This window comes from Streptomyces sp. MUM 2J (assembly GCF_022414535.1).
Classification (GTDB): domain Bacteria; phylum Actinomycetota; class Actinomycetes; order Streptomycetales; family Streptomycetaceae; genus Streptomyces.
In genome coordinates, this window is record NZ_JADWYM010000051.1 from 19,837 (window position 1) to 43,450 (window position 23,614).

General features: G+C 74.7%; 13 protein-coding genes. 8 read left to right on the forward strand and 5 right to left on the reverse strand.

Annotated elements, in window-relative coordinates; translation table 11 throughout:
* Positions 1-148: 148 nt before the first annotated feature.
* Positions 149-577 (reverse strand): SsgA family sporulation/cell division regulator, encoded by a 429-nt coding sequence (locus I3F54_RS28520; RefSeq protein WP_240121800.1) that lies wholly within the window; start codon positions 575-577, stop codon positions 149-151.
* Positions 578-1,147: 570 nt separating this feature from the next.
* On the reverse strand, positions 1,148-1,981 hold the full coding sequence (locus tag I3F54_RS28525; protein WP_240121801.1) for an SDR family oxidoreductase: 834 nt from the start codon (positions 1,979-1,981) through the stop codon (positions 1,148-1,150).
* A 229-nt stretch (positions 1,982-2,210) separates the two neighbouring features.
* On the opposite strand from I3F54_RS28525, the gene I3F54_RS28530 reads away from it, so the two are divergent.
* Entirely contained in the window at positions 2,211-2,801 is a 591-nt protein-coding gene (locus I3F54_RS28530; protein ID WP_240121802.1) for a TetR/AcrR family transcriptional regulator, read from the forward strand.
* 244 nt (positions 2,802-3,045) lie between these two features.
* Here I3F54_RS28530 and I3F54_RS28535 read toward each other — a convergent pair whose 3' ends face one another.
* Positions 3,046-3,642, reverse strand: a complete 597-nt coding sequence (locus tag I3F54_RS28535) for a TetR/AcrR family transcriptional regulator (RefSeq protein WP_240121803.1) — start codon at positions 3,640-3,642, stop codon at positions 3,046-3,048.
* Between the two features lie 94 nt (positions 3,643-3,736).
* On the opposite strand from I3F54_RS28535, the gene I3F54_RS28540 reads away from it, so the two are divergent.
* On the forward strand, positions 3,737-4,306 hold the full coding sequence (locus I3F54_RS28540; RefSeq protein ID WP_240121804.1) for a DUF3995 domain-containing protein: 570 nt from the start codon (positions 3,737-3,739) through the stop codon (positions 4,304-4,306).
* A 147-nt stretch (positions 4,307-4,453) separates the two neighbouring features.
* Here I3F54_RS28540 and I3F54_RS28545 read toward each other — a convergent pair whose 3' ends face one another.
* Entirely contained in the window at positions 4,454-5,104 is a 651-nt protein-coding gene (locus tag I3F54_RS28545) for a TetR/AcrR family transcriptional regulator C-terminal domain-containing protein (RefSeq protein ID WP_240121805.1), read from the reverse strand.
* 60 nt (positions 5,105-5,164) lie between these two features.
* Here I3F54_RS28545 and I3F54_RS28550 point away from each other — a divergent pair, with 60 nt between their 5' ends.
* A complete protein-coding gene (locus I3F54_RS28550; RefSeq protein ID WP_240121806.1) occupies positions 5,165-5,473 on the forward strand; it encodes a hypothetical protein in 309 nt (102 codons plus the stop codon).
* A 24-nt stretch (positions 5,474-5,497) separates the two neighbouring features.
* Positions 5,498-6,547 carry a threonine/serine dehydratase gene (locus I3F54_RS28555; RefSeq protein WP_240121807.1) on the forward strand — a complete coding sequence of 350 codons (1,050 nt, stop codon included), beginning with the start codon at positions 5,498-5,500 and terminating at the stop codon, positions 6,545-6,547.
* Between the two features lie 216 nt (positions 6,548-6,763).
* On the opposite strand, the gene I3F54_RS28560 is transcribed toward I3F54_RS28555, so the two are convergent.
* The gene (locus I3F54_RS28560) at positions 6,764-7,015 is read right to left on the reverse strand and encodes a hypothetical protein (RefSeq protein ID WP_240121808.1); all 252 of its coding nucleotides are present in this window, start codon (positions 7,013-7,015) and stop codon (positions 6,764-6,766) included.
* 166 nt (positions 7,016-7,181) lie between these two features.
* On the opposite strand from I3F54_RS28560, the gene I3F54_RS28565 reads away from it, so the two are divergent.
* The 4 genes from I3F54_RS28565 to I3F54_RS28580 are packed head-to-tail and all read left to right on the forward strand — an operon-like array spanning position 7,182 to position 23,365.
* The gene (locus I3F54_RS28565; protein WP_240121809.1) at positions 7,182-13,430 is read left to right on the forward strand and encodes a non-ribosomal peptide synthetase; all 6,249 of its coding nucleotides are present in this window, start codon (positions 7,182-7,184) and stop codon (positions 13,428-13,430) included.
* Positions 13,431-13,487: 57 nt separating this feature from the next.
* Entirely contained in the window at positions 13,488-20,744 is a 7,257-nt protein-coding gene (locus tag I3F54_RS28570) for a non-ribosomal peptide synthetase (protein WP_240121810.1), read from the forward strand.
* Positions 20,741-22,060, forward strand: a complete 1,320-nt coding sequence (locus I3F54_RS28575; protein WP_275676970.1) for a cytochrome P450 — start codon at positions 20,741-20,743, stop codon at positions 22,058-22,060. The genes I3F54_RS28570 and I3F54_RS28575 overlap by 4 nt, the downstream gene beginning before the upstream one ends.
* 39 nt (positions 22,061-22,099) lie before the next feature.
* Positions 22,100-23,365, forward strand: coding sequence for an MFS transporter (locus I3F54_RS28580; RefSeq protein ID WP_240121811.1), 1,266 nt, complete (start codon positions 22,100-22,102; stop codon positions 23,363-23,365).
* Positions 23,366-23,614 lie beyond the last annotated feature (249 nt).

Below are 23,614 nucleotides of genomic sequence, written 5' to 3' on the forward strand. Positions count from 1 at the left end.
CGTGCGGGGACGCTGTCATTCCCGGGGTCTGGAGGTCTGACAGCGTGTGGTCGTGAGCGGTGTGAGCGAGGAGTGCCTTGAGCGGGACGTGAACCGTGTCCGGCTCCGGGCGCAGGGGGAGTGTTCGCCCGCGGCAGCACTCACCGCGTCACAGCGAGGTCCGGATGATCGCGTCGAGTTCGTCGTCGAGGTGCTCCTGGAAGCACGGGTGCAGATCCTCGCGGCCGACCGGCACCACCATGCCGGTACGGTCGAGGAACGCCAGCAGGGGCGGCACGGAGGTGCGGAACAGCGCCTCTTCCTCGCAGACGCGGACGTGGATCAGCACGGCGTCCGGGTGCCGGCTCTGTGCCGGGAGAACGCGGACGTCCCCCTCGCCGGCCGGCCGCAGCAGTCCCTCCAGCAGCAGTTCGCGGGCCACGTACCAGGTGACGGGCGTGTCCCCGGGCAGGGCGAAGGTGAGTCGGACCGCCAGCGGATCACATCCGTGGTACAGCATCCGCACCGGAATGGGGTATTCGAGATCGTCTCCGGCCAGGAAGTCCATGAGGATCTCGGCGTCGACCAGGTGTTCCATGGGGTTCTCTCTCGTCGCGTGCCTTCGGAACACCGCCGGCCACGCGCCGGCCGCGGGCTCGTCGCACTGCCGAGGGGTCCCGGACGTCCGGGCAGTGGGAGGGATGCCATGGGTGAGCCTTCGCTTTCGGACCGGCGGTGGCGACGAGGCGGGACGGGGCCGGGGCGGGGGTGCCGTGCAGGGGGCAGCACGCGGCTCTGCCCGCCCGGTCCGTCCGGCGCTCGTCGCGTTCGTCGGACTCAACGAGGCGGGGCCCGCACTGTCACACATCCCTGTCGGACGGACCGGCCCCGGACAGGACCCCCGTCGGACCGCCCGCCCGCCCGGGGCGCGGGCGCGGGCGACCACGCGGCCCGGGGTGTTGTCCACTGCACGGGTCCGGCAGCGTGGACACCGTCCCGGGAGGGCGGACGCACCGGCGGGGAGCGGTTCCCGACGTGGTGTTGTCAGCCGTCAGCCGTCAGCCGTCAGCCGTCGTCGGTTGCCGGTTGGCGGTTGGCGGCCGCCCGTCGGCGCAATCGGGGGACGGTGGGCGGCCCGCAGCGAGCCGTGCGAGCAGGCCGGTGCCGATCAGCCTCCGTCGCCGGTGTGCGGTTCGGTGGCGGGCCGGCGGGCGTCGAGGTTGCGTGCGGCCTGTTCGAGCATGCGCCCGTTCATCCGGATGGACAGGGCCCGGGGGGTGAGCCGGGTCGCGGCGCGCAGCCTCCGGTCCGGGATGACGGTGGTGCGTCGTCGGCGCAGGGCCTCGAAGGCCTGACGGACGGCGGTCTCCACGGGCAGGGGGCGCAGGGGCAGGCGCCCGCGGTCCAGGCCGAGGGCGTCGATGATCGGTGTGTCCACGTTGCCCGGCAGCATGACGGTGACGGCGACCCCGGCCGGGGCGAGTTCGTGGTGCAGTGCCTCGCCGAGGTGCAGTACGTAGGCCTTGGAGGCGCTTTCGTGCGCCATGTGCGGCAGGCCGTGGAGGGCTCCGAGGGCGGAGACGAGCAGCATGGCACCCCTGCCGCGGGCGGCGAACCGGTGTCCGAACGCGTGGGCGAGTTCCAGGTGCGTGGTGGTGTTGAGGGTGAGGCGGGCTCGGAGGTCGTCGAGTTCCTGGTCGAGGAACCGGCCGGGGCGGCCCGCGCCGGCGTTGGACACGAGCAGGCCGACGTCGAGATCACCGACGGTCTGCAGCAGGGTGGCGGCGCCGTCGGTCCGGCTCAGGTCGACGGTGACCACCCGGTGCCGGACGCCGTGCTCCCGGGTGAGACGGCGGCCCAGTTCCTCCAGGCGTCCGGTGGACCGGGCGGCGAGGACGAGGTGCACCCCCTCGGCGGCGAGATGCTCGGCGACGGCCCTGCCGATCCCGGACGATGCTCCGGTGACGACGGCCCAGGGACCGTACTCGGAAACGGTGTTCATCGTGGAACTTCCTTCCGCAGGTGGGACGGGGTGTGCCGGCACCGGGGGCCGGCGGATCGGGTGCGCGGGGCGAGGGCGCGGTGCAGTCGGGGGGAGGGCTCCGCGGTTGCCGCCGGGTGCCGGCGTGGCGTGGCCCGTCCCGGCACGTCGGCGCCCTCCTCGCGAGTTAGTTGGATGACTAACTTAAACCGAGGTGAGGGCGGCTGCGCAAGAGGTATCGTTCGGTTTGATGACCGACTCACAGCGGACCAGGGCCGGAGGCAAGCGGGAGCGGCTTGTCGGGGCGGCGTCCGAGCTTCTGCACCAGAACGGCGTGGCGCGCACCTCGCTGGCGAAGGTGGCCGCCGCGGCGGACGTCCCGCTGGGCAACGTCTACTACTACTTCAAGACCAAGGACGAACTCGTCCGGGCGGTGATCGCCGCCCACGCCGAGGCGATCCGGACCGAACTGGCCTCACTGGAGCGTCAGTACCCGTTCCCCCTGGACCGGCTGAAGGCGTTCGCCCGGTCCCTGGCGCGTTCCGGGGCGGACGTGTCCCGCCACGGCTGCCCCCACGGCACGCTCTGCTCGGAACTCGGCAAGCACGAGGACGGCCTCGACACGGCCGCCGCAGCACTGATGGGCGAGTACGTGGACTGGGCGGGGGAGCAGTTCCGACTCCTGGGCAAGCAGGAGGAGGCGCGCGATCTGGCGCTCACCCTCGTCTCCGTCTTCCAGGGCGCGTCCTTGCTCACCCACACCTTCCGCGACCCCGACGTCATGCGGGGGCAGGCGGAGCAGTTGGAGCGGTGGCTGGTCACGGTCGCGCAGCCGCTGTGACGAGGCGTCGCCGCGCCGCCGTGCGCCGGGTCCCGGGGCCGGCGCACGGCGCCACCCGGAGGCTCGTGCGCGGCGTGGCGTCGCACGTCGTTCGCCCGCTGTGACGCCGGGGGGAGGGGAGGATTCCCGCTGCCCCGTCTCGTGGAACGACGGGACGCCGGATGCGGTCGGTGCGTGCCCTCACCGTGCGTGACCCTGGTGTCCGCGGCGCCCGCCGGGTGCCGCCGGCGGTCGCCGATGATCTTCACGCCGGTACGGTGCCGGTGCCACCCGGCGCGAGAACCATGTCGACCAGGTGGTCGAGGGCGGCGGCGGAGCCGGGGCCCTGGAGCTGCGCTTCGGGGGCCGAGTCGGGTGCCGTCCTGCGGAGTTCGAGCCAGCCCAGGTAGGCGGCGTACGCGGCGAGGGCCCGATGGCGGGCGTCCCGTGGTCCGAAGCCGAGGCCGGCGCACACCTCTTCGAGGAAGGAGAGCCGGGCCCGGGTGACGCGCGCGACGACCTCGGCGACTGCGGGATGGCCGGTCTGCGCGGCGAGGGCCGGCTCCAGTCCGGCGATCTTCTCGTCCCCCAGCGCCTCGGCGAACAGGGTCCGGGCGCGCGCCAGGGGGTCGGCCTCCTCCCGCACGGTCGCGATGACCTCCGCCGTACCGTGCCGCTCCCAGGTTTCGAGGGCGGCCACGAGGAGGGCCTCCCGGTTTTCGAAGTGCCAGTAGAAGCTGCCACGGGTGACGCCGAGTTCCCTGGCGAGTACGTCCACCGCCACTGCGGCGACCCCGCCGCGGGCGAGCGCCCGCAGTGCCGCCATCGTCCAGTCGTCCTTGCTGACCTTGCCCTTCGCCATGCCCCATACAGTACTGTACGGAATATCCATACAGTGGTGCATGGAACTGCCCCGGTGCCGGTGGCAGACCTGTGGAGTGAGGAAGGGCGGCAGCATGAAGGCCATGGAGTGGCTGCTCGGTTCGGCGGGCGGCGCGGGCGGCAGTACGGGAAACCACTCGGGAAGCGGCACGGGGGCCGGCGCGGGCGGCGGCGCCCGCGCCGCGGCCGGAGTCGCAGCCGTCGGCCTGGCGGCGGCGGGCGCCCTGCACGCGGTGTGGACCGTCTCCCCCTGGCCGCTGGCCACCCGCGCCGAGTTCGCGGCCGTCGTGGTCGGCGTCGATGAGAGCGGGCTGCCGTCGACCCCCGCGACACTGGCGGTCGCCGGACTGCTCGGCGCGGGCGCGTGGCTCGTGGTCACGGCCGCCCGGCCGGCACACCGACTCGCCCCCTCGCGGCTGGTGCGGACGGGTCTGTGGACGCTCTCCGGCGTGCTGGCCGCCCGTGGACTGGGCGGCCTGCTGGTGTCCGGCCTCGACCTGCGGGACGTTCCCGCCGGGTTCCGGCACTGGGACCTCGCGCTGTACTCGCCGCTGTGCATCGTGCTGGGTGGCCTGACCGGCTACCTGGCGGTCCGCACCCGCCCCGGGCGACGTCCTGACCTGCGGAGCGGCAGGGCCGGGTGAGACGCCGAGGTCCCGCGTCCCGGTCGGGGCCGTCTGCCGGACGCTGGTGAGGCCGACGACCGCAGCGCGGCAACGCAGTGGCCCGCGCTGCCCGTACGAGGTCACCGGCTTCCTGTCACGCGAAAGGAAGCCGGGACCGGGTGTACGTCACGAACAGGCCCGGTCCGGGGCGGCTGCCGTGACGAGCTGGCGGAGCGCGCCGTGGTAGACCTCGTGGTCGACCACCGCGGGCAGGATCGCCGCCAGGTGCCCGGTCAGCGCCGGGAACTCCTCCGGGTCCAGCGCGGCCAGCGCCCTGCGGGTGGCGGCTTGGGCGGACTTCGGGTCGCGGTGGTCGACGAAGCTCGCGCTGCCCAGGGTCAGCAGGTACAGCCGCCGATAGGTGACGATCGCGTCCTCGGGGGGCATGCCGGCGGCGATCGAGTCGGCGAGCTGCGGTTCCACCAGGCGCTTGAGCAGGTGAGGGCCGAGCCACGGGCGTCCGCCGCGCAGGGCGACCAGGCCCGGATGGGCGGTCAGCAGCTCGTACAGCGCGGTGAACCGCCGCTCGGTGGCCGTGGCCCAGTCGGTGCCGGGCGGGATCTCGGGGAGGCGAGCGGCGAGGTGGTCGGTGACCAGGTCGAGCAGCCCGGCCAGGTCGGTGCACCGGCGTTGGAGCGAGGCCACCGAGATGTCCAGCGCGGCGGCCAGGGTTCGGAAGGTGAGCGCGGTGTGCCCGTCCTGATCCACGATCGACAGGGCTTGCTCGGCGATCCGTTCGGGAGTCACGAGGTCCAGGGAAGTGGATTGCCTTGGCATGCGAGTCAGCGTACGGTACGGCGTATCGCCACGCCAGGCTACTCTCCTCACGGAGGCGGCATGCCACGCACCACGGCGCTCGACCCGACGTTCAGCGCGGCGGACGGCGCGGCCTTCACCAAGCGGCACCCTCGCGGCCGTCCGCGTCGCCGGCCTCCCCGTCCCGGACAGCACCGCGAGGCGTACGGCTGCCGTTCCGAGGCGGTCGAGCGGTGCCGGCGGGTGAGCCCGCCCCCGCAGCTGGGCGACGGGCTGCTGTCCAGCCCCGCGGACCTCCATGCGATCGAACCGAACCCGGGCGGCCGGAGGACCGTGTCCGCCCTCTTCCCGGGCCCGACCCCCACCGGCCGGCTCATCGCCCGGTCGTGACCAACCATCAGCAGGAGCGACGAAGTGGACCAGCTCACCTACGGCGACATCAAGACCGCCACCGACCGGATCGCCGGACGCGTCCGCCCCGTCACCCTGACCCCGGTCGACTCCGGCGCCATCCGCACCGTCCGCCGCGACCCCCTGGACGACCGGCCCGCCGGGACCTGCGAGGTGTGGCTGGCGCTGGAGTTCATGCAACACACCGGCAGCTTCAAGGCCCGCGGCGCGCAGAACTTCCTCCAAGCCCACCGCGCCGCCGGCACCCTGCCCGACGCCGGGGTGACCATCGCCTCCGGGGGCAACGCCGGTCTCGCGTGCGCGTGGGCCGCCCAGCAGCAGGGTGTGCGCGCCACGGTCTTCCTGCCCACCACCGCCCCGGAGGTGAAGGTGGCCCGGCTGCGCGGCCACGGCGCCGAGGTACGGCTGGTCGGCTCCGAGTACGCCGAGGCCCTGGCCGCCTGCGAGGAGTTCGTCGCGACCACCGGCGCGCTCGCCTCACACGCCTACGACCACCCGCTGATCGCCGCCGGGGCCGGCACGCTGCTGGAGGAGATCCACGCTCGGATCCCCGGCCTGGACACGGTGGTGGTCGCGGTCGGCGGCGGCGGCCTCTTCGCCGGCGTCGCCACCGCTGCCCAGCACCACGGCATCCGCACCGTGGCCGTGGAACCCGAGAACTGCCGCGCTCTGAACGCCGCGATCGAGGCCGGCCACCCGGTCGACGTCACCGTGGACTCGATCGCCGCCGACTCCCTCGGCGCCCGCCGCACCTCCGCCATGGCGCTGCACGCCGCACGGCAGGACCGAGTCCACTCCGTCCTCGTGCCGGACGGCGAGATCGTCCGAGCCCGCCAGGCGCTGTGGGACCACCGCCGCGTCGCCGTCGAGCACGGCGCAGCCACCGCCCTGGCCGCGCTCGCCTCCCCCGACCGGCACGTCACCGACCAGGACCCGCCCACCCGCCCCACCGCACCGAGTCGCGGCTACCGGCCCGGCAGCGGCGAGAGGATCTGCGTGGTGCTGTGTGGCGCCAACACCGACGTCAGCACGCTCGTCCGGCCCGAGAACTGACCGCACCGCCCGGAGGGGGCGGTCGGGCGCCCATCCGCCCGGCTGCCCCCTCCGGCGTTCAGCGGGTGCCGTCGGGCCGAACCCAGCCGTACCTGCCTGACAACCCGCCCGTATCTGTCGGACACGGGCTGCTGGGGCACCTTCCCGCACCTGCCCCACACTCGATGTCCGCCCGGGACGACGCGCGAAGGAGGCGAGGCGGTCCGCCCGCTGCGGTCAGGCGGGGGTGCGCCGCCCGAAGTCGCCGAACAGCTGGAGCAGGTGCGGATCGACCGCACGAGGGTGAACGTGATCGTGGCCGATGACGCGTACCGGCAGCCGATCGGGCGGCCGTATCCGGCCGGGGATCGCCACGGCCAGCCGCAGTGTGGCGGGCCTGGTGGTGACGCCGGAGGCGCCGTCCGCGGCCTCGGCCGGGCTGCGCCGGGCGCACAGGGTGACGGTGTTCGTCCAGTGCGGCGGGACCACGGTGCCCGCCCGCCTCCCACCGGAACGGCAGCCCGGTCTGCCGGTGGTGCTGCGTCTTCTTCCCTATGGGGCGCGCCCAGCCGACGGCAGTCTGCTGCAAAACACGGCTGGGAGGCTCACAGTGACAACAGGCCCGGCCCCTGACGGGGCACCGAACGACGTGGACGTGCGCACCGCATCCTTCGCGCAGCGCCGGCTGTGGTTCCTGGACCAGCTGGCCGGTTCCTCCACCGGATCGATGCTCCCGCTGGCGCTGCGGCTACGTGGCCGCCTGGACACCGCCCGCCTGGAACGGTCGCTGTCCGCGATCGTGGCCCGGCACGAGGTCCTGCGCACCCGGTTCACGGCCGTCGACGGCGAGCCGGTACCGGTCGTGGACCCACCGGCACCGGTGATGCTCGAACACACCGACGTGACCGGCCCCGCCGACCTGTTCGAGCGCTGCCTGGGCCGCCCCGTGGACCTGTCCGCGCAGCATCCGATCCGGGCGACACTGGCCCGGGTGGCGCCCGACGAGCACGTCCTCCTCGTCGAGGTGCACCACATCGCGGTGGACGGCTGGTCGTGGGGAGTCCTGCTGGACGAACTCGCCGCGGGCTACCGCGGCGAACCGGTCGCCCCACCCGCCGTGCAGTACGCCGACCTCGCCCGCGCGCAGAGCGAACGCCTCTCGGGCGAGCGCCTGGAGCGCCTGCTCGCCCACTGGCGGGACCGGCTCGACGGGCTCGGCCCGCTCGACCTGCCCACCGACCGGCCGCGTCCCCGCCTCTGGGACGGATCGGGCGACGTCCTCCGCTTCGATCTGCCCGCCGACCTGGTCGCCGCCGTCGACACCCTGGCCCGTTCCCGGCGCGCCACCCGCTACATGGTGCTGCTCACCGCCTACCAGGCGCTCCTCGCCCACTGGTCCGGCCGTACCGACGTCGCCGTGTGCAGCACGCTCGCCGACCGCGTCCAGCGCGGATCCGACGCGCTGATCGGCCCGCTCGTCAACACCGTCGTGCTGCGCACGGACCTGTCCGGCGGGCCCGGCTTCGCCACGCTGCTGGACCGGGTCCGTGGCCGGGTCCCGGCCGACCTCGCGCACGCGGAGGCCCCCTTCGACCTCGTCGTCGGGGCGCTCGGCGGCTCCCGCGACCTGTCCCGGCATCCCCTCGCCCAGGCGTCGTTCACCCTGCTCAACACCCCGATCCGGCCGATCCGGATGACCGGCCTGGACGTGACCCTCGTCGAGCCGCCGCTCACCGAGACCCCGCTGGACGTCTTCCTGGACCTGACCCTGCGCACCGACGGCAGCATCGCCGCAGTCCTGCAGTACGCCACCGCCCTGTTCGACCCGGGCACGATGCGCGCGTTCGCCCGGGCCTACCCGGCACTGCTGCACGCCGTCCTGGCGGACCCCGACACACCCGTGCAGGAACTGGCCCGTGCGCTGCCCACCGGACCCGGGGCGCCGGCCCGCCCCCGCCCGGAGTGGCACCGGGCAGCCGACCGGCCCTCCGGGCCGCCGCCCCCGGTCGTCTACTCCGGGCCGCCCGACGCGACCGCCCTGCGCTGCGGCGGGCAGAGCGTCACCTACGGCGAACTCGATGCCCTGACCGGGGGTCTCGCAGTGGCGCTCGGGACGGCCGGAGTCACCACGGGCAGCCCGGTGGGCGTCCTGCTGCGCCGCGGCACCTGGTCGGTCGCCGCCATCGAGGGAGTCTGGCGGGCCGGCGGCTCCTACGTTCCGCTTGATCCCGAACTGCCCGCCGAGCGGCTGAGGTTCATGGCGGAGGAGGCCCGGCTCGCCTGCGTGGTCACCGAACCGGCGACCGCCGCCACCGCGACCGGCCTCGCCCCCGTCACGGTCGACGTCACCGGTGTCACCCCGGACGCGGACGGCCCCCGCCACCGGCCCCACCCCCGCGAACTCGCCCACGTCATCTTCACCTCCGGGTCCACCGGCCGGCCCAAGGCGGTGGGCGTGGAACACGCCGCGCTCGCCTCCCACGTGGCCGCCGTCCGGCAGCGGCTCGGCATCACCGCCGCCGACCGGGTGCTCGCCTTCGCCTCCTTCTCCTTCGACGCCTCCCTGGACCAGGTGCTGCCCGCCCTCACCACCGGCGCCACCGTCGTCCTGCGCCCCGACGAGCCCTGGCTGCCCACCCGGGTCCCCGAGATCGTCCGGCGGCACGAACTGACCGTCGTCAATGTGCCGCCCACCTACTGGTCGGAACTGACGCTCTCCCTCGACCGGAGGCAGGCCGCGGCCCTCGCCTCGCTGCGGCTGCTGGTCCTGGGCGGCGAGGCCGTGCCGCCCGACACCCTCGCCGCCTGGCGCGCCGCGGTGCCCTGGGCGCGGGTGTGCAACGCCTACGGCCCGACCGAGACCACCGTCACCGCCACCACCTACGACGCCGACGAGCCCCCCGCGGGCAGCGTGCCCATCGGCCGGCCCCTGGGGGACCGGCGGGTGTACGTGGCCGACGCCGACGGCGAACCGGTCCCGGTCGGGGTCTGCGGCGAACTCCTCATCGGCGGCACGGAAGTGGCCCGCGGCTACCTGAACCGGCCGGCGCTGACCGCCGAACGCTTCGTGCCCGACCCCTACGGGCCGCCCGGCGCCCGCCTGTACCGCACCGGGGACCTCGTGCGCTGGCAGCCCGGCGGCGACCTGGAGTTCGTGGGCCGCCACGACGACCAGGTGAAGATCCGCGGCTTCCGGATCGAACTCGGCGAGATCGAGACCGTGCTGCGCGCCTGCCCGCTCGTCGCCGCCGCGGCCTGCCGCCCCGACCACGCCACCGGACGCAGCCTGGTCGGCTACGTCGTACCGGCGGCGGACGCGCCCGGCGCGCCGGACCCGGCACAGCTGCGCGCCTGGTGCGCGCGCCATCTGCCGCACTACGCCGTGCCCTCCGACTTCGCCGTCCTGGACGCGCTGCCGGTCGGCGTCTCCGGCAAGCTCGACCGATCCGCCCTGCCCGACCCGGTCCGCACCCGCCCCGCGGGCGTCGCCGGCGACGCCGCCCCGCGCGACGAGACGGAGCGGATCGTCGCCGAGGTGTGGGCCGACGTCCTGGGCCTGGACCGGATCGGCATCGACGACAGCTTCTTCGACCTCGGCGGGCACTCGCTGCTCGCCACCATGGCGGTCTCCAGGATCGCCCAGCGGCTGGGCCGGGACATCGAACTGCGCACCGTGTTCGAGCACCCCACCGTCCGGGGCTTCGCCCCCCGTGTGAGCGCCGCTCGCTCCTTCGGGGCCACCGAGGTGCTGCCCGTCGACCGCGACCGGCCGCTGCCGCTGTCGTTCGCCCAGGAACGCCTGTGGTTCCTGGACCGCACCTCCGACCGGGGCGACTCCTACCTGCTGTGGTACTGCTGGCGGGCACGCGGAGGCCTGGACCGCACCGCCTGGCAGCAGGCACTGGACGACCTGGTGGAGCGGCACGAGGTGCTGCGCACGGCGCTGGTGGAGTCCGACGGCCGCCCCGTGCAGCAGGTGTGCGACCCGATGACGGTCCCGCTCCACTGGGCGCCCGCCCCCGGCGCCCCGGACGGTGAGTCCCGCCTGGAGGCGGTCCGCAGGGCCGCCGCCGCCCATGCCACGCGCCGCTTCGACCTCGCCCGGCCACCCCTGCTGCGGGCCGGTGTGTGGGAGCTGGCCGACGACGACCACGTCGTCCTCCTCGCCCTCCACCACGCCGTGACCGACGGCTGGTCCAAGGGCGTCCTGCTGGACGAACTCGCCCGGCACTACGCGGCGCGCAGGACCGGCCGGAGCGCGCAGCTGTCCCCGTTGCCCGTCCAGTACGCCGACTACGCCGTCTGGCAACGCGACCGCGCCGACAGCGGGGCTCTCGAACCCCAACTGGCCTACTGGGAGCAGACCCTGGACGGCGCCCCCGTGCTGGAGCTGCCCACGGACCGGCCGCGCCCGGCCGTGTTCACCGGCCGGGGCGGCGCCGTCGAGGTCGACCTGCCCACGCACCTCGTGGAACGCGTGGACGCCTGCGCCCGCGAACACGGCGCCAGCCGCTTCATGGTGCTGCTGGCCGCCGCCCAGGCGGTCCTCGCCCGCTGGACGGGACAGCACGACGTGTCGGTGGGTACGCCCGTCGCCGGGCGCGGCCGACTCGAACTGGAGCCGCTCGTGGGCTTCTTCGTCAACACGGTGGTGCTGCGCACGGACCTGTCCGGACGCCCGACCTTCGCCGCCCTCGTGGACCGGGTCCGGGAGACCGTCCTGGGCGCGTTCGACCACCAGGAGGTGCCGTTCGAGCGGGTGGTGGAGCGACTGCGCCCGGAACGCGACCTGTCCCGCAACCCCCTGTTCCAGGTCATGGTCGACGTCCAGGACGCCTCGACGGGCGGCACCGGCCTGCCGGGACCGGACGCGGGGGACTTCACGCTGCCCTGGGGGTCGGCCAAGTTCGACCTCACCGCCACGTACGTGGTCCGCCCGGACCGGTTCGCCCTCAACGTCGAGTACGCCGCCGACCTGTTCGACCCGGCCACCGCCACGCGCTTCGCCCACCACGTCGGCCGGATGCTGGAGGCCCTCCTCGCCGGCCCCGGAACCCCCGTCGACACGGCCTCCCTGCTCACGGCCGACGAGCGTGAGCGGCTTGTGGCCGCGGCCGGGACGGACGCCGCACCCGCGCCGCGGTTCCGCGTCGCGGGCGACGCGGACGCACCCGCCGTCGTCTGCGAGGGCACCACCCTCGACCACGGGCGCCTGGACGCCCTGGCCGGCGGGCTCGCCGCGGCCCTGGCCGCCGCGGGCGTGCGCGCGGACGACGCCGTGGGGGTGTGCGTGGGCCGGGGCGTGTGGTCCGTCGCCGCGATGCTCGCCGTGTGGCGGTCGGGCGGCGTGTACGTGCCGCTCGATCCCCGGCTGCCCGCCGAACGGCTGCGCCACATGCTGCGGGAGGCCGGAGTACGGCACGTGGTGTCCGACGCGGGCACCCGGGACACCGTGACGGCGCTCGGAGTCGCCTCGACCGACGTCCGCGACGTCCGGCCCGACCACGACGGCCCCCGCCACACGCCCGACCCCGACTCCCTCGCCTACGTCATCTTCACCTCCGGCTCCACCGGCCTGCCCAAGGCGGTCGGTGTCGAGCACCACGCGCTGGACGCCCATGTGGCCACCGCCCGCGAGAAGTTCGCGCTCACCGTGCACGACCGGGTGCTCACCTTCGCCTCGACCTCGTTCGACGCCTCCCTGGAGCAGATCCTCCCGGCGCTCGCCACCGGGGCGACGGTCGTGGTCCGCCCGGACGAGATATGGACCCCCGAACAGCTCGCCGCCCGCGTCGCCGAGGAGCGGGTGACCGTCATGGAACTCACCCCCTCCTACTGGGCGGAACTCGTCGCTCGCCTGGACGTCCTGGCGCCCCACCTCGCCTCCTTGCGGCTGCTGGTCACGGGAGGGGAGGCACTGCCCGCCGACCCGCTGGAGCGCTGGTTCGCCCACCTGCCCTCGGTCCCCGTGATCAACACCTATGGGCCGACCGAGGCCGTGATCTCCGCCACCGCGCACACCGTCGACACCCTCCCGCGCGGCCGGGTACCCATCGGCCGTGCGCTCGGCAGCCGCCGCTCCTACGTCGTCGACGCCCTGGGCGAGCCGGTACCGGACGGACTGCCCGGTGAACTCCTCGTCGGCGGTGCCGAGCTGGCGCGCGGATACCTGGGACGCCCCGCGCTGACCGCCGAGCGGTTCGTGCCCGACGGCTTCGGCCGACCCGGCGGGCGCCTCTACCGCACCGGTGACGTCGTACGCCGACTTCCCTCGGGCGAGCTGGAGTTCCTCGGCCGCAACGACGACCAGGTCAAGATCCGCGGATTCCGCGTCGAACCCGCCGAGGCCGAGGCGGTGCTGCGCCGCCACCCCGGTGTCACGGGCGCGGCCGTGGTCGTCCGTACCCTGCACGGCGAAGCCGCCCTGGTGGGATACACCGCGGGCAGCGGACTGTCGGAGGAGTCCCTGGACACGCACTGCCGGGCGCACCTGCCGCACTACCTGGTCCCCTCGGCGTTCGTCCTGCTCGACTCCCTGCCGCTGACCGTGCAGGGCAAGCTGGACACCGCTGCCCTGCCCGAGCCCGCCGCCCGCGCCCCGCACGCCTTCGTGGCGCCGCGCACCCCCGCCGAGACGGTCGTCGCGCAGATCTGGTGCGAGGTGCTCGACCTGCCCCGGGCGGGCGTCCACGACGACTTCTTCGCCCTGGGCGGTCACTCCCTGCGCGCGGTGGCGGTCGCCTCCCGCCTGCGCACCGCGTTCGACTGCCCGCTCGCGGTCCGCGACCTCTTCGAGCACCCCACCGTGGAGCGGCTGGCCGCCGAGGTGGAGCGCAGGCTGCTGGAGCTGATCTCCCGGATGAGCGACGACGACATCGACCTGTCGCTCACCGCCGACCTCTGAGGGCGCCACCACCCCCGCCCCGCCCCCTCACCCCCGTTCTGAGATCGGAGTGCCCTCATGACCACATCCGACGTGCGACCCGGCTCCCCGGCCCCGAAGGCCGCCCTGTCCCCGGCCGCCCGGCGGCTGCTGGAGCAGCGGCTGCGCGGCCAGGGCGCCGCACGGGACGACGGGCCGGGCCGGGTCCGGCCCCGTCCCGACCGGATCCCGCTGTCCGCGGCCCAGCAGCGCCTGTACTTCCTCGACCGGCTCGACCCCGGTACCCCCACCTACCTCCTGCCGGCGGCGTGGCGCTTCACCGGCCCCCTGGACCTGGCGGCCCTGCGTGCCGCCGTCGCGGACCTCGTCGCCCGGCACGAGCAACTGCGCGTCGTCTTCCCCGAGCACGAGGGCATCCCGTACCAGCGGGTCCTGTCCGCCGACGGGACGGAACCGGACGTGGTGGAGGTGACCGGACCGCCCGGCGAGGACCGCGAGCGGCGCGTGGCCGCCGCCGTGCACGCCGCCGCCGTCCGGCCCTTCGACCTCGCCCGCGAACCCGCCTTCCGGGCCACCGTGGTCCGCGCCGCCGCCGACGACCACGTCCTCGTCCTCGGCATGCACCACATCGTCTCCGACGGCTGGTCCCTCTCATTGATCGTCCGCGACCTCACCGAGCTGTACCGGGCCCGCATCGGCGGCGTTGCCGCGCACCTGCCCGAACTGCCCCTCGACTACACCGACTACGCGATCTGGCAGCGCGAGCGCGACCAGTCCGCCTCCCTCGACCACTGGCGCTCCCGGCTCGCCGGCCTCACCCCGCTGGACCTGCCCACCGACCACCCGCGCCCCGACACCCCCGGCGGTCTCGGCGCCGCGCACACCCTCACCCTGCCGCCCGAGCTGACCGGCGCGCTCGCCGACCTCGGCCGGCGGGCCGGCACGACGCCGTACATGACGGTGCTGGCCGCCTTCCAGGCCGCGCTGGCCTTCCACAGCGGACAGCGCGACATCGCCGTCGGCACAATCGTCGCCAACCGCGAGCGGGCCGAGACCGAACAGCTCGTCGGCTTCTTCGTCAACACCCTGGTGCTCCGCGGCGACTTCTCCGACGATCCGACCCCGGCCACGCTGCTCACCCGCACCCGGGACCGCGTCCTGGAAGCCTTCTCCCACCAGTCGCTGCCGTTCGAGCAGGTCGTCGAAGCCCTCAGCCCGCAGCGCGACCTGGCCCGCAACCCGCTCGTCCAGGTCCTGTACACCCACACCGACACAGGCGGCACCGACCTCGTCCTGGGCGGGGCGACCGGGACGCCCTACCGGATCGACCTCACCACCGCCAAGTTCGACCTCACCCTCGACCTCCGCGAGGGCGACGGGCGCACCGACCTCGTCCTCGTCTACCGGCCCGACCTGTTCTCCGACGCCTCCGTCGCCGCCCTGGCCCGGCACACCCTCGCCCTGCTGGAGGCGTTCCACGCCACCCCCGACCTCCCGCTCAGCGCGATCGACCCCCTCACCCCGGCCGAACGGGCCCACCTCCTCGGCCCCGACGGTCCCGCGAACGCCGGCCACCGGCTCACCACCGCCCCGCGCACGGCCCCGGAACGCGTCGCCGAGCACATCCGCCGCACCCCGCACGCCGCCGCCGTCGGCGCGGGGCGGCGCAGCCTGACCTACGCCCGGCTCGACGCCGCCGCCAGCGGCCTGGCACGACGGCTGCGCGCCGCCGGGGTCACCCCCGGCTCACTCGTCGGCGTCTGCCTCGACCGCACCCCCGACCTCGCCGTCGCCCTGCTCGCCGTGTGGCGCGCCGGTGCCGCCTACCTGCCGCTCGACCCCTCCCACCCCGCGGCACGCCGCGCCTTCACCGTCACCGACTCCGGCATCGACCTGATCGTCACCGACACCGCCACCCGCCGCGCCGTGGAGGACCTGCCCGCCCGCCTGGTCGTCCTCGACGCCGAGCCCGCGGGCCCGCCGGCACCGGCCGACGACGTCCTCCCGGACCCCGGCGACCTCGCCTACGTCATCTACACCTCCGGCTCCACCGGCCGCCCCAAGGGCGTCGAGATCACCCACGCCAACCTGGCCTGGCTGCTCGACGCGGCCGACCGGCACTTCGGCTTCGGGCCCGCCGACGTGTGGACCCTGATGCACTCGCCCGCCTTCGACTTCTCCGTCTGGGAACTGTGGGCACCGCTCACCAGCGGCGGACGCGTCGTCGTCCTCACCGGCGACGAGGTACGCGACCCGGGCACCGTGCACCGGGTGCTGCGCGAGGAGCGCGTCACCGTCCTCAACCAGACGCCGGCCGCCTTCAAGGGGCTGCGCGCCCACCTCGCGGACGTCGGCGCCTCCTTCGCCGACCTGCCCCTGCGCACGGTCGTCTTCGGCGGCGACGCCTTCGACGTCCGCGACTACCGCGACTGGTTCACCACCCCCGGACACAAGCCCGCGCTGGTGAACATGTACGGCATCACCGAGACCACCGTCCACGTCACCCTCCGCACGATCACCGAGGACGACGTCGACGGGACCGTCCGCTCGCCCATCGGCCGCCCGCTCGCCGGACAGCACGGCTACGTCCTCGACTCCTTCGGCCGGCTCGTGCCTCCCGGCAGCGTCGGTGAGCTGTACGTCGCGGGCGGCGGCGTGGCACGCGGCTACCGCAACCGCCCCGAGCTGACCGCCGAACGCTTCCTCGACGACCCGTTCGGCCCGCCCGGCGCCCGCATGTACCGCACCGGGGACCTGGTCCGGGTCCTGCCGGACGGTCAACTCGCCTACGTCGGACGCGCCGACCACCAGGTCAAGATCCGCGGCTACCGCATCGAACCCGGGGAGATCGAGACGGCCCTGCGCGCCCTGCCCGGCGTCGCCGACGTCGCGGTGGTGGCCCGCCGCGACGGTGACACCGCCCGCCTGGTCGCCCACGTCGTCACCCCGGAGGGCCGCCCCCTCGACCCGCCCGCCCTGCGCGCGGGCCTCGGACTGACCCTGCCCGCGTACATGGTGCCGGCGCTGTTCGTCCGCCACGAGCGGCTGCCGCTGACCGCCAACGGCAAGGTGGACCGGGCCGCGCTGACCGCCGTCGCGCCCATCGCGTCCGCCTCGACAGGCCGACGCGCCCACGTGCCGCCCGAGGGCCCGGTGGAGGAGGCCCTGGCCGGGGTGTGGAGCCGGGTACTCGGGGCCGAGCACGTCAGCCGCACCGACAACTTCTTCGACCTGGGCGGCGACTCCATCCTCGCGCTGCGCCTGGTCGGCCTCGGCCGCCCCGCCGGACTCGGCCTCACCGTCGCCGACGTGTTCCGCGCCCGCACGCTCGCCGACCTGGCCGCCCTCGTCACCGACGTCACCGACGCCCCCGACCCGGTCGCCCCCTTCTCCCAGCTCGACCCCGCCGACGCCGGCCGCCTGCCCGACGGGCTCGCGGACGCCTACCCGCTCACCATGCTCCAGGCGGGGATGCTGCACGAGATGCTCGCCGACCCCCGCCGCGGCGCCTACCACAACGTCACCGACCTGAAGATCACCGTCCCCGAGGGCTTCGACCTCGGCGCCTTCCAGGCCGCCGTGGACGCGGTCGTCGCCGCGCATCCCATCCTGCGCACCTCCGTGGACCTCGTCACCTATCGCGAGCCCCTCCAACTCGTCCACCGCACCGCCCACCTGCCCGTCGGCTACACCGACCTGCGCGCGCTGCCCCGCGAGGAGCAGCGTGAGCGGCTGCGCCGGTTCGTCGACGCGGAGTTCGAGCACCGCTTCGACCTCGCCACCGCGCCCCTGGTCCGCATCCACCTGCACCACATCACCGACCACGACCTGCGGCTCGTCCTCACCGACTGCCATGTCGTCCTGGACGGCTGGAGCCTGACCTCCCTCGTCGCCGACCTGCTCGCCCTGCACCGCGAGGCCGTCGCCCACCGCACCACCCCGCAACCCCCGCACGCCCCGGCCTTCGCCGAGTACGTCGCCCTCGAACGCGCGGCCGTGACCAGCGAGGAGTCCCTCGGCTACTGGCGCGAACGGCTCGCCGCACTGCGGCCCGTGACCTTCCGCCGGCGCCCGGCGGGCGAGGCCACCGACCAGCCGCCCGTGCACGAGGTCCGCCGCTCCTACGCCCATCTCGCCGAACGCATCGGATCCCTGGCCAGAAGGGCCGGAGTGCCCCGCCGCACCGTCCTGATCGCGGCGTTCCACCACACCATGAGCCTGTTCGCCGAGCGCGACGACAGCGTGTCCGGCCACAGCATCGGCCTGGTCACCAACGGGCGGCCCGAACTGCCCGGCGCCGACCGGATGCGCGGGCTGTTCCTGAACACCGTGCCGTTCGGCGTGGCACGGCCGCGCGGCAGCTGGCTCGCCCTCCTGCGGGACGTCTTCGCCGCCGAGCAGGAGATGCTCCCGCACCGCAGGGTCCCGCTCGTCCGCATCGCCCGGCTCCGGCCCACCGAGCCCGGCCTGACCGACGCCGTCTTCAACTACGTCAACTTCCACCGCCTTTCACACGAGTCCTGGGACGACTCCCTGGAGATCGCCCGGACCATGTTCCCCCTGCTGGTGAACGCGAGCGTCAACGCCTTCACCCTGGACGCCGACCCCGCGTTCGTCGCACCCGCCACCGCCGAACAGCTGGCCGACGTGTACTGCGCCCAGCTGGAGGCCATGGTCGCCGACCCGCACGCCCGCGTCACCCGCCCGGCGCTCACCGGCGACGCCCGCGCCACCGCCCTCGACGTGTGGGCACGCGGACCGCGGATCCCGGCCTCCCCCCTGCTGTTCCACGAGCACGTCGCCGCCCACGCCACCCGGACCCCGCACGCGGTAGCCGTCGAGCACCGGGGACAGCACCTGACCTACGGCGAACTGCACGAGCAGGCGGAGCAACTGGCGCGCCGGCTGCGGCGGCTCGGGGTCGGTCCGGAGACCGTCGTCGGCATCTGCGCCGAACGCGGCCCCGACCTGGTGCGCGCCGCCCTGGGCGTGCTCCGCTCGGGCGGCGCGTTCCTGCCCCTCGACCCCCAGCACCCCACCGAACGGCTCGCGTTCATGGCCGGCGACAGCGGAATGCGGGCGCTGCTGACCCAGCGGGAGCTGGACGGCCGGGTGCCGTTCGCCGGACCGGTGATCCACCTGGACGCCCCCGCGGAGCCGGTGGACCCGGTCCCCGGCGGGGAACCCGACGCCGACACCCTCGCCTACGTCATCTACACCTCCGGTTCCACCGGCGTCCCCAAGGGCGTCGCGCTCCCGCACCGGGGCCTGTCCAACATGATCGAGGGCCAGCGCGACCTGGTACGCCCCACCACCGGCGACCGGGTGCTGCAGTTCGCGTCCTTCGGCTTCGACGCCTCGATCCTGGAAATGACCTGGTCCCTGGCGAACGGCGGCAGGCTGGTCACCGCGCCCCCGGAGGAGCTGCGCCCCGGCCCCGATCTCGCCCGCACCCTGCGCGACGCCCACGTCACCTGCGCCATGCTGCCGCCCAGCGCCCTCGCCGTCCTCGGGGACGACGACTTCCCCGAGCTGCGGGTCCTCCAGGTCGCCGGCGAGGCCTGCCCGGCCGAACTGGCCGACGTCTGGGCCCGCGGCCGGCGCTTCCACAACGTCTACGGCCTCACCGAGACCTCCGTGTGGTCCGTCGCCGCCGAACTGAGCCCCGGCCGGGGCACCCCGCCCATCGGCACGCCGATCCGCAACACGCGCATCCACGTCCTGGACGACGACCTCCAGCCGGTCCCGGCCGGCGTCCCCGGAGAGATCCACCTCGGCGGGCACGCCGTGGGCCGCGGCTACCTCGGCCGGCCCGCGCTCACCGCCGCCACCTACGTCCCCGACCCCTACGGCCCGCCCGGCGCACGGCTGTGCCGCACCGGCGACCTCGGCACCCACCGGCCCGACGGCTCGGTGGAGTGGCTCGGACGCCGCGACGCGCAGGTGAAGCTGCGCGGCTTCCGCATCGAACTCGGCGAGATCGAGCACGCGCTGCGGCAGCTGCCCGAGGTCCGCCAGGCGGTGGTCCTGCACCGCACCGACCTGCCCGGCGAACCGGCCCTCGTCGCCTACCTCGTCGTGCACGGCCCGGACCAGCCCGCCCCCGGGGACCTGGGCCGCGCCCTGCGGTCCACGCTGCCCGCCTACATGGTGCCCGCCCGGTTCGTCGTCCTCGGCGAGATGCCGGTCAACCGCAGCGGAAAGATCGACAAGCGGGCCCTGCCGCTCCCACCGGCCGAACTCGCCCGGAACGACACCGAGTACGTCGCTCCCGCCACCCCGGTGGAGAAGATCCTCGCCGAGATTTGGCGCGAGGTCCTCGGGCTGTCCCGCATCGGCGTCCACGACGACTTCTTCCGCATCGGCGGCAGCTCGCTGTCCACCGTCCGCGTCTCCCTGATGGCCGCCGGACGCGGGCTCACCGTCTCCGTCGGCGACCTGATCGAGCATCCGACCGTCGCCCGGCTCGCCGCGCACGCCACCCGCACCGCGGAGGCGGAACTGCCCTCCGCCGTCACCTCCGAGGTGCGGCTGCGTGACGGCGCGGGGAAGCCCCTGTGGTGCGTGCACCCCACCGGCGGCAGCGCCGCCTGGTTCGTGCCGCTCGCCCGCGCCCTGCCGCCCGGCAGGCCCGTGCACGCCTTCCAGGCGCGCGGACTGCTCGGCGGGGTGGACCCGAGCACGGTGACGGGCATCGCCGCCAACTACGTCGCCGAGATCACCGACCGCGAGGCCGAGGGCCCGCACGCGCTGCTCGGCTGGTCCATGGGCGCCAACATCGCCCTGGAGATGGCCACTCAGCTGCACCGGGCGGGGCACGCGACCGCGCCCCTGGTCCTGATCGAGCCGTACCTGCCCAACGGTGCCGCCCGCGCCCGGCTGAACGGCGTCACCCAGGACCTGCGCGCGGCCCTGCGGCTGCGCGACCGCCTGCGCGAGCTGCCCCCGTCCCCGCAACGCGACCGGACGACTGCCGAACTGACCGCCACTCTGCTGGGCGCCGGCATGAGCCCCGCCGAGGCCGCCCTGGTCGAGGGCGCGCCGATCGAGGTCTGGCACTCGCTGCTGGCCGCGCTCGCCGCCTACGAGGTCCGCCCGTACCCCGGCCACATCCACCTCGTGGTCGGCAGCGAGGCCGCCGGGCTCCCGCGCGGCCGCACGATGCCGGGTCTCGACGTCGACTACGACACCTACGTCGAGCGCTGGCGCGCGACGGCCGCCGGCGGCCTCACCCTGCACATCAGCGACGGCGACCACATGTCGATGATGGCCGAGCCGAGGGTGGCCGGGATCGCCGAACTGCTCACCGCCCTCGAGACGGAGAACGCCCGATGACCACTGCCGCCCCCACGACCACCGCCGGACGCGTCCCCTCCACCGCACCGCGGCCGTCCACCGCACGGGACCCCCGCGCCGCCGCCCCGGACCCCGCCGCCCCGGCCTTCACCGAGCGGTACCTGCTCTCGCCGGACATGGTCGCCGACCCCTACGGGCACCTCGACGCCCTGCGCGCGCACGCGCCGGTGCACTGGAGCCCCATGCACCACGCGTGGCTCGTCACCGGATACGACCAGGTGATGCGGTGCCTGCGCGACCCGGCGGTCTCCGCCGACCGGGTGCGGCCCCTGATGGACGCCGTACCGCAGGGCGCCCGCGCGGACGCCGAACGGGCCTTCGGGATCCTGTCCCGCTGGATGGTCTTCAACGACCCGCCACAGCACCGCAGACTGCGCCAGGTCTTCCAGGAGGCGTTCGCCGCACGGGCGGTGGCCCGCTACCGCACCTTCACGCAGAAGGCCACCCGCGCGGTCCTGGCCCGCTCGGCGGCCCCCGGCCGCACCGGCGACCTCATGGCCGACGTGGCCAAGCCCCTGCCCGCGCTGGTCTTCGCCCGCTGGCTCGGCATCCCGCGCACCGACGCCCCCTCCTTCTGGTACTGGAACGCCCGCGTCGCCGACCTCGTCCTCGGCACCGCCCAGGAGGAGAGCGAGTACCGGGCCTCCCTGCAGGCACTCGTGAGCCTGGAGGACTACCTCGCCGACCTCGTCGGCCGGCGCCGGGCCGAGCCCGCCGACGACCTGATCAGCCAGGTCCTCGGCGAGGGCCGGGTGGGGGAGTCGGTCACCGCCGAGGAGTTCGTCGGCATGCTCACCCAGATGGCGTTCGCCGGCGGAGAGACCACCAGCAACCTCATCGCCAACACCGTCCTGGCCCTGCACACCCGCCCCGACGCGCTCGCCGCCGTCCGCGAGGACCCGGAACTGGCCCAGGGTGCGGTGGAGGAGACGCTGCGCCTGGACGGCCCGTCGAAGATGTCGATCCGCACCGCCGCCCGCGACCTCGACCTGGACGGCCGCACCGTGCGCGCCGGAGACCGGATCTTCCTGGTCACCGCCGCCGCCAACCGCGACCCCGCCCGCTTCCCGGACCCCGGCCGGTTCGACGTCCGCCGCACCGGCGCCACCCACCTCGGCTTCGGCTTCGGCGCCCACTTCTGCATCGGCGCCGCCCTGGCCCGCCTGGTCGCCGTGGCGGCCGTCAGGACCCTGGTCCGCGACCACCCGGACCTCGCCCTGGCCGACGGCGCCCGGCTCACCTGGCAGCCCTCGCTCCTCAACCGCAGCCTCACCGCCCTGCCCGTCCGCTACTGACCGGACCTCCGCGCACGTCCGCACGACGAAAGGCACACCATGGCCACCACCCTCGCCGGAGCCGGTCCGCGGCTGTGGGCACCCGCCCGGCACCGGCCCTTCCAGCTCCTGTGGCTGGGCCAGTCGCTGTCCCTGCTCGGCGACGGCTTCAGCGTCGTCGCCTTCTCCTGGATCACCCTCGGCCTGACCGGTTCGACCCTCACCCTCGGCTACGTCCTCGCCTTCCAGGCCGTGCCCCGCGCACTGCTGACCCTGGTCGGCGGCAGCCTCGGCGACTCGCTGTCCACCCGCACCCTGATGATCGCCTCCAGCTGGACCCGGGCAGCGCTGATGACCGGGGTCGGCGTGGCCGGGCTGACGGGGCAGCTGACGGTGTGGATGCTGTGCGCGGCAGCCGCCGCGTTCGGTGCCGTCGACGCCTTCTTCCAGCCGGCGCGCGTGTCCATCCTGCCGTCCGTGGTCGACGAGAGCCTGCTGACCCCGGCCAACGCGCTGCTGGGCGCCGGCTCACGGATCGCGGCCGTGGCCGGGCCGGCCGTCGGAGGCCTGGTCATCGCCGTGACGCGGGCTCCGGTGGCGTTCCTGGTCGACGCCGTCTGCTTCGCCCTGTGCGGCTGGTGCGTGGCGAGCATCCGCACCCGGTCCCGGACGGCCGGCCGGGCGGCGGACAACGGTGCGGGGGCCGCCGGGACGGAACCGCGGACGTCCCTGGCCGACCGGATCCGCGAGGGCGTGACCTTCACCCTGCGCGACCCGCGACTGCGCACGATCGTCGCCCTCGACACCGCGGTCAACTTCTGCTACGCCGGACCCTTCACGGTCGGTTTCGCCACCCTCGCCGACCAGGTGCTGCGCGGTGGCTCCGCCACCCTGGGCGTGCTGAACGGCTCCCTCGCCGGCGGTGCCATGCTCGGCACGCTCGCCGGCGGCGCCCTCGGCGGCCGGCCCCGGGTCGGCCTGCTCGTGGCCGGTCTGGCCGGCTGGCTGGGCGCCGGGATGGCCGTGCTCGGCCTCGTCCACAGCACCCCGGCCGTCGTGGCGACGGTGCTCGCCATGGGCTTCGCGATCGGGTTCCAGGGCGTGTTCGGGCTCAGCTGGATCCAGCGGAACATCCCCCAGGACGTGCTCAGCCGGGTCGTGTCGGTCGACATGGTCCTCGGCTACGCCGCCGCCCCGCTGTCCCTGATCGCGTGCGGCGCGCTGGCCCGCGTCGACACGCTCGCCCTGTTCGGGGCGGTGGCCGCGGTGCTCGCGCTCACCGGTCTGGCCGTACTCGGGTCCCGTCCGGTGCGCGAGATGCGCTAGAAGTCTCGTGATCTTCAAGAGACTTCAAGTGCCGCGGCACTCACCCCGCGCCGGGCGGCATGCGCCCCGGAGGCCGCCGCCCGGCGCGGCACCGGTGGGGCGACCGGGAAGCCCACCTGCCACCGAACGCGGTGAGTCTCCCGGTGAACCGTCCCGGTGCGTCTCCCCGGCGGCAACCGGTTCTAGGGAGCGTATTGCGTCGTGATCAATCTGCGAGATCTGCCTGCGCGGCAGGGTTTGGACCGGTAG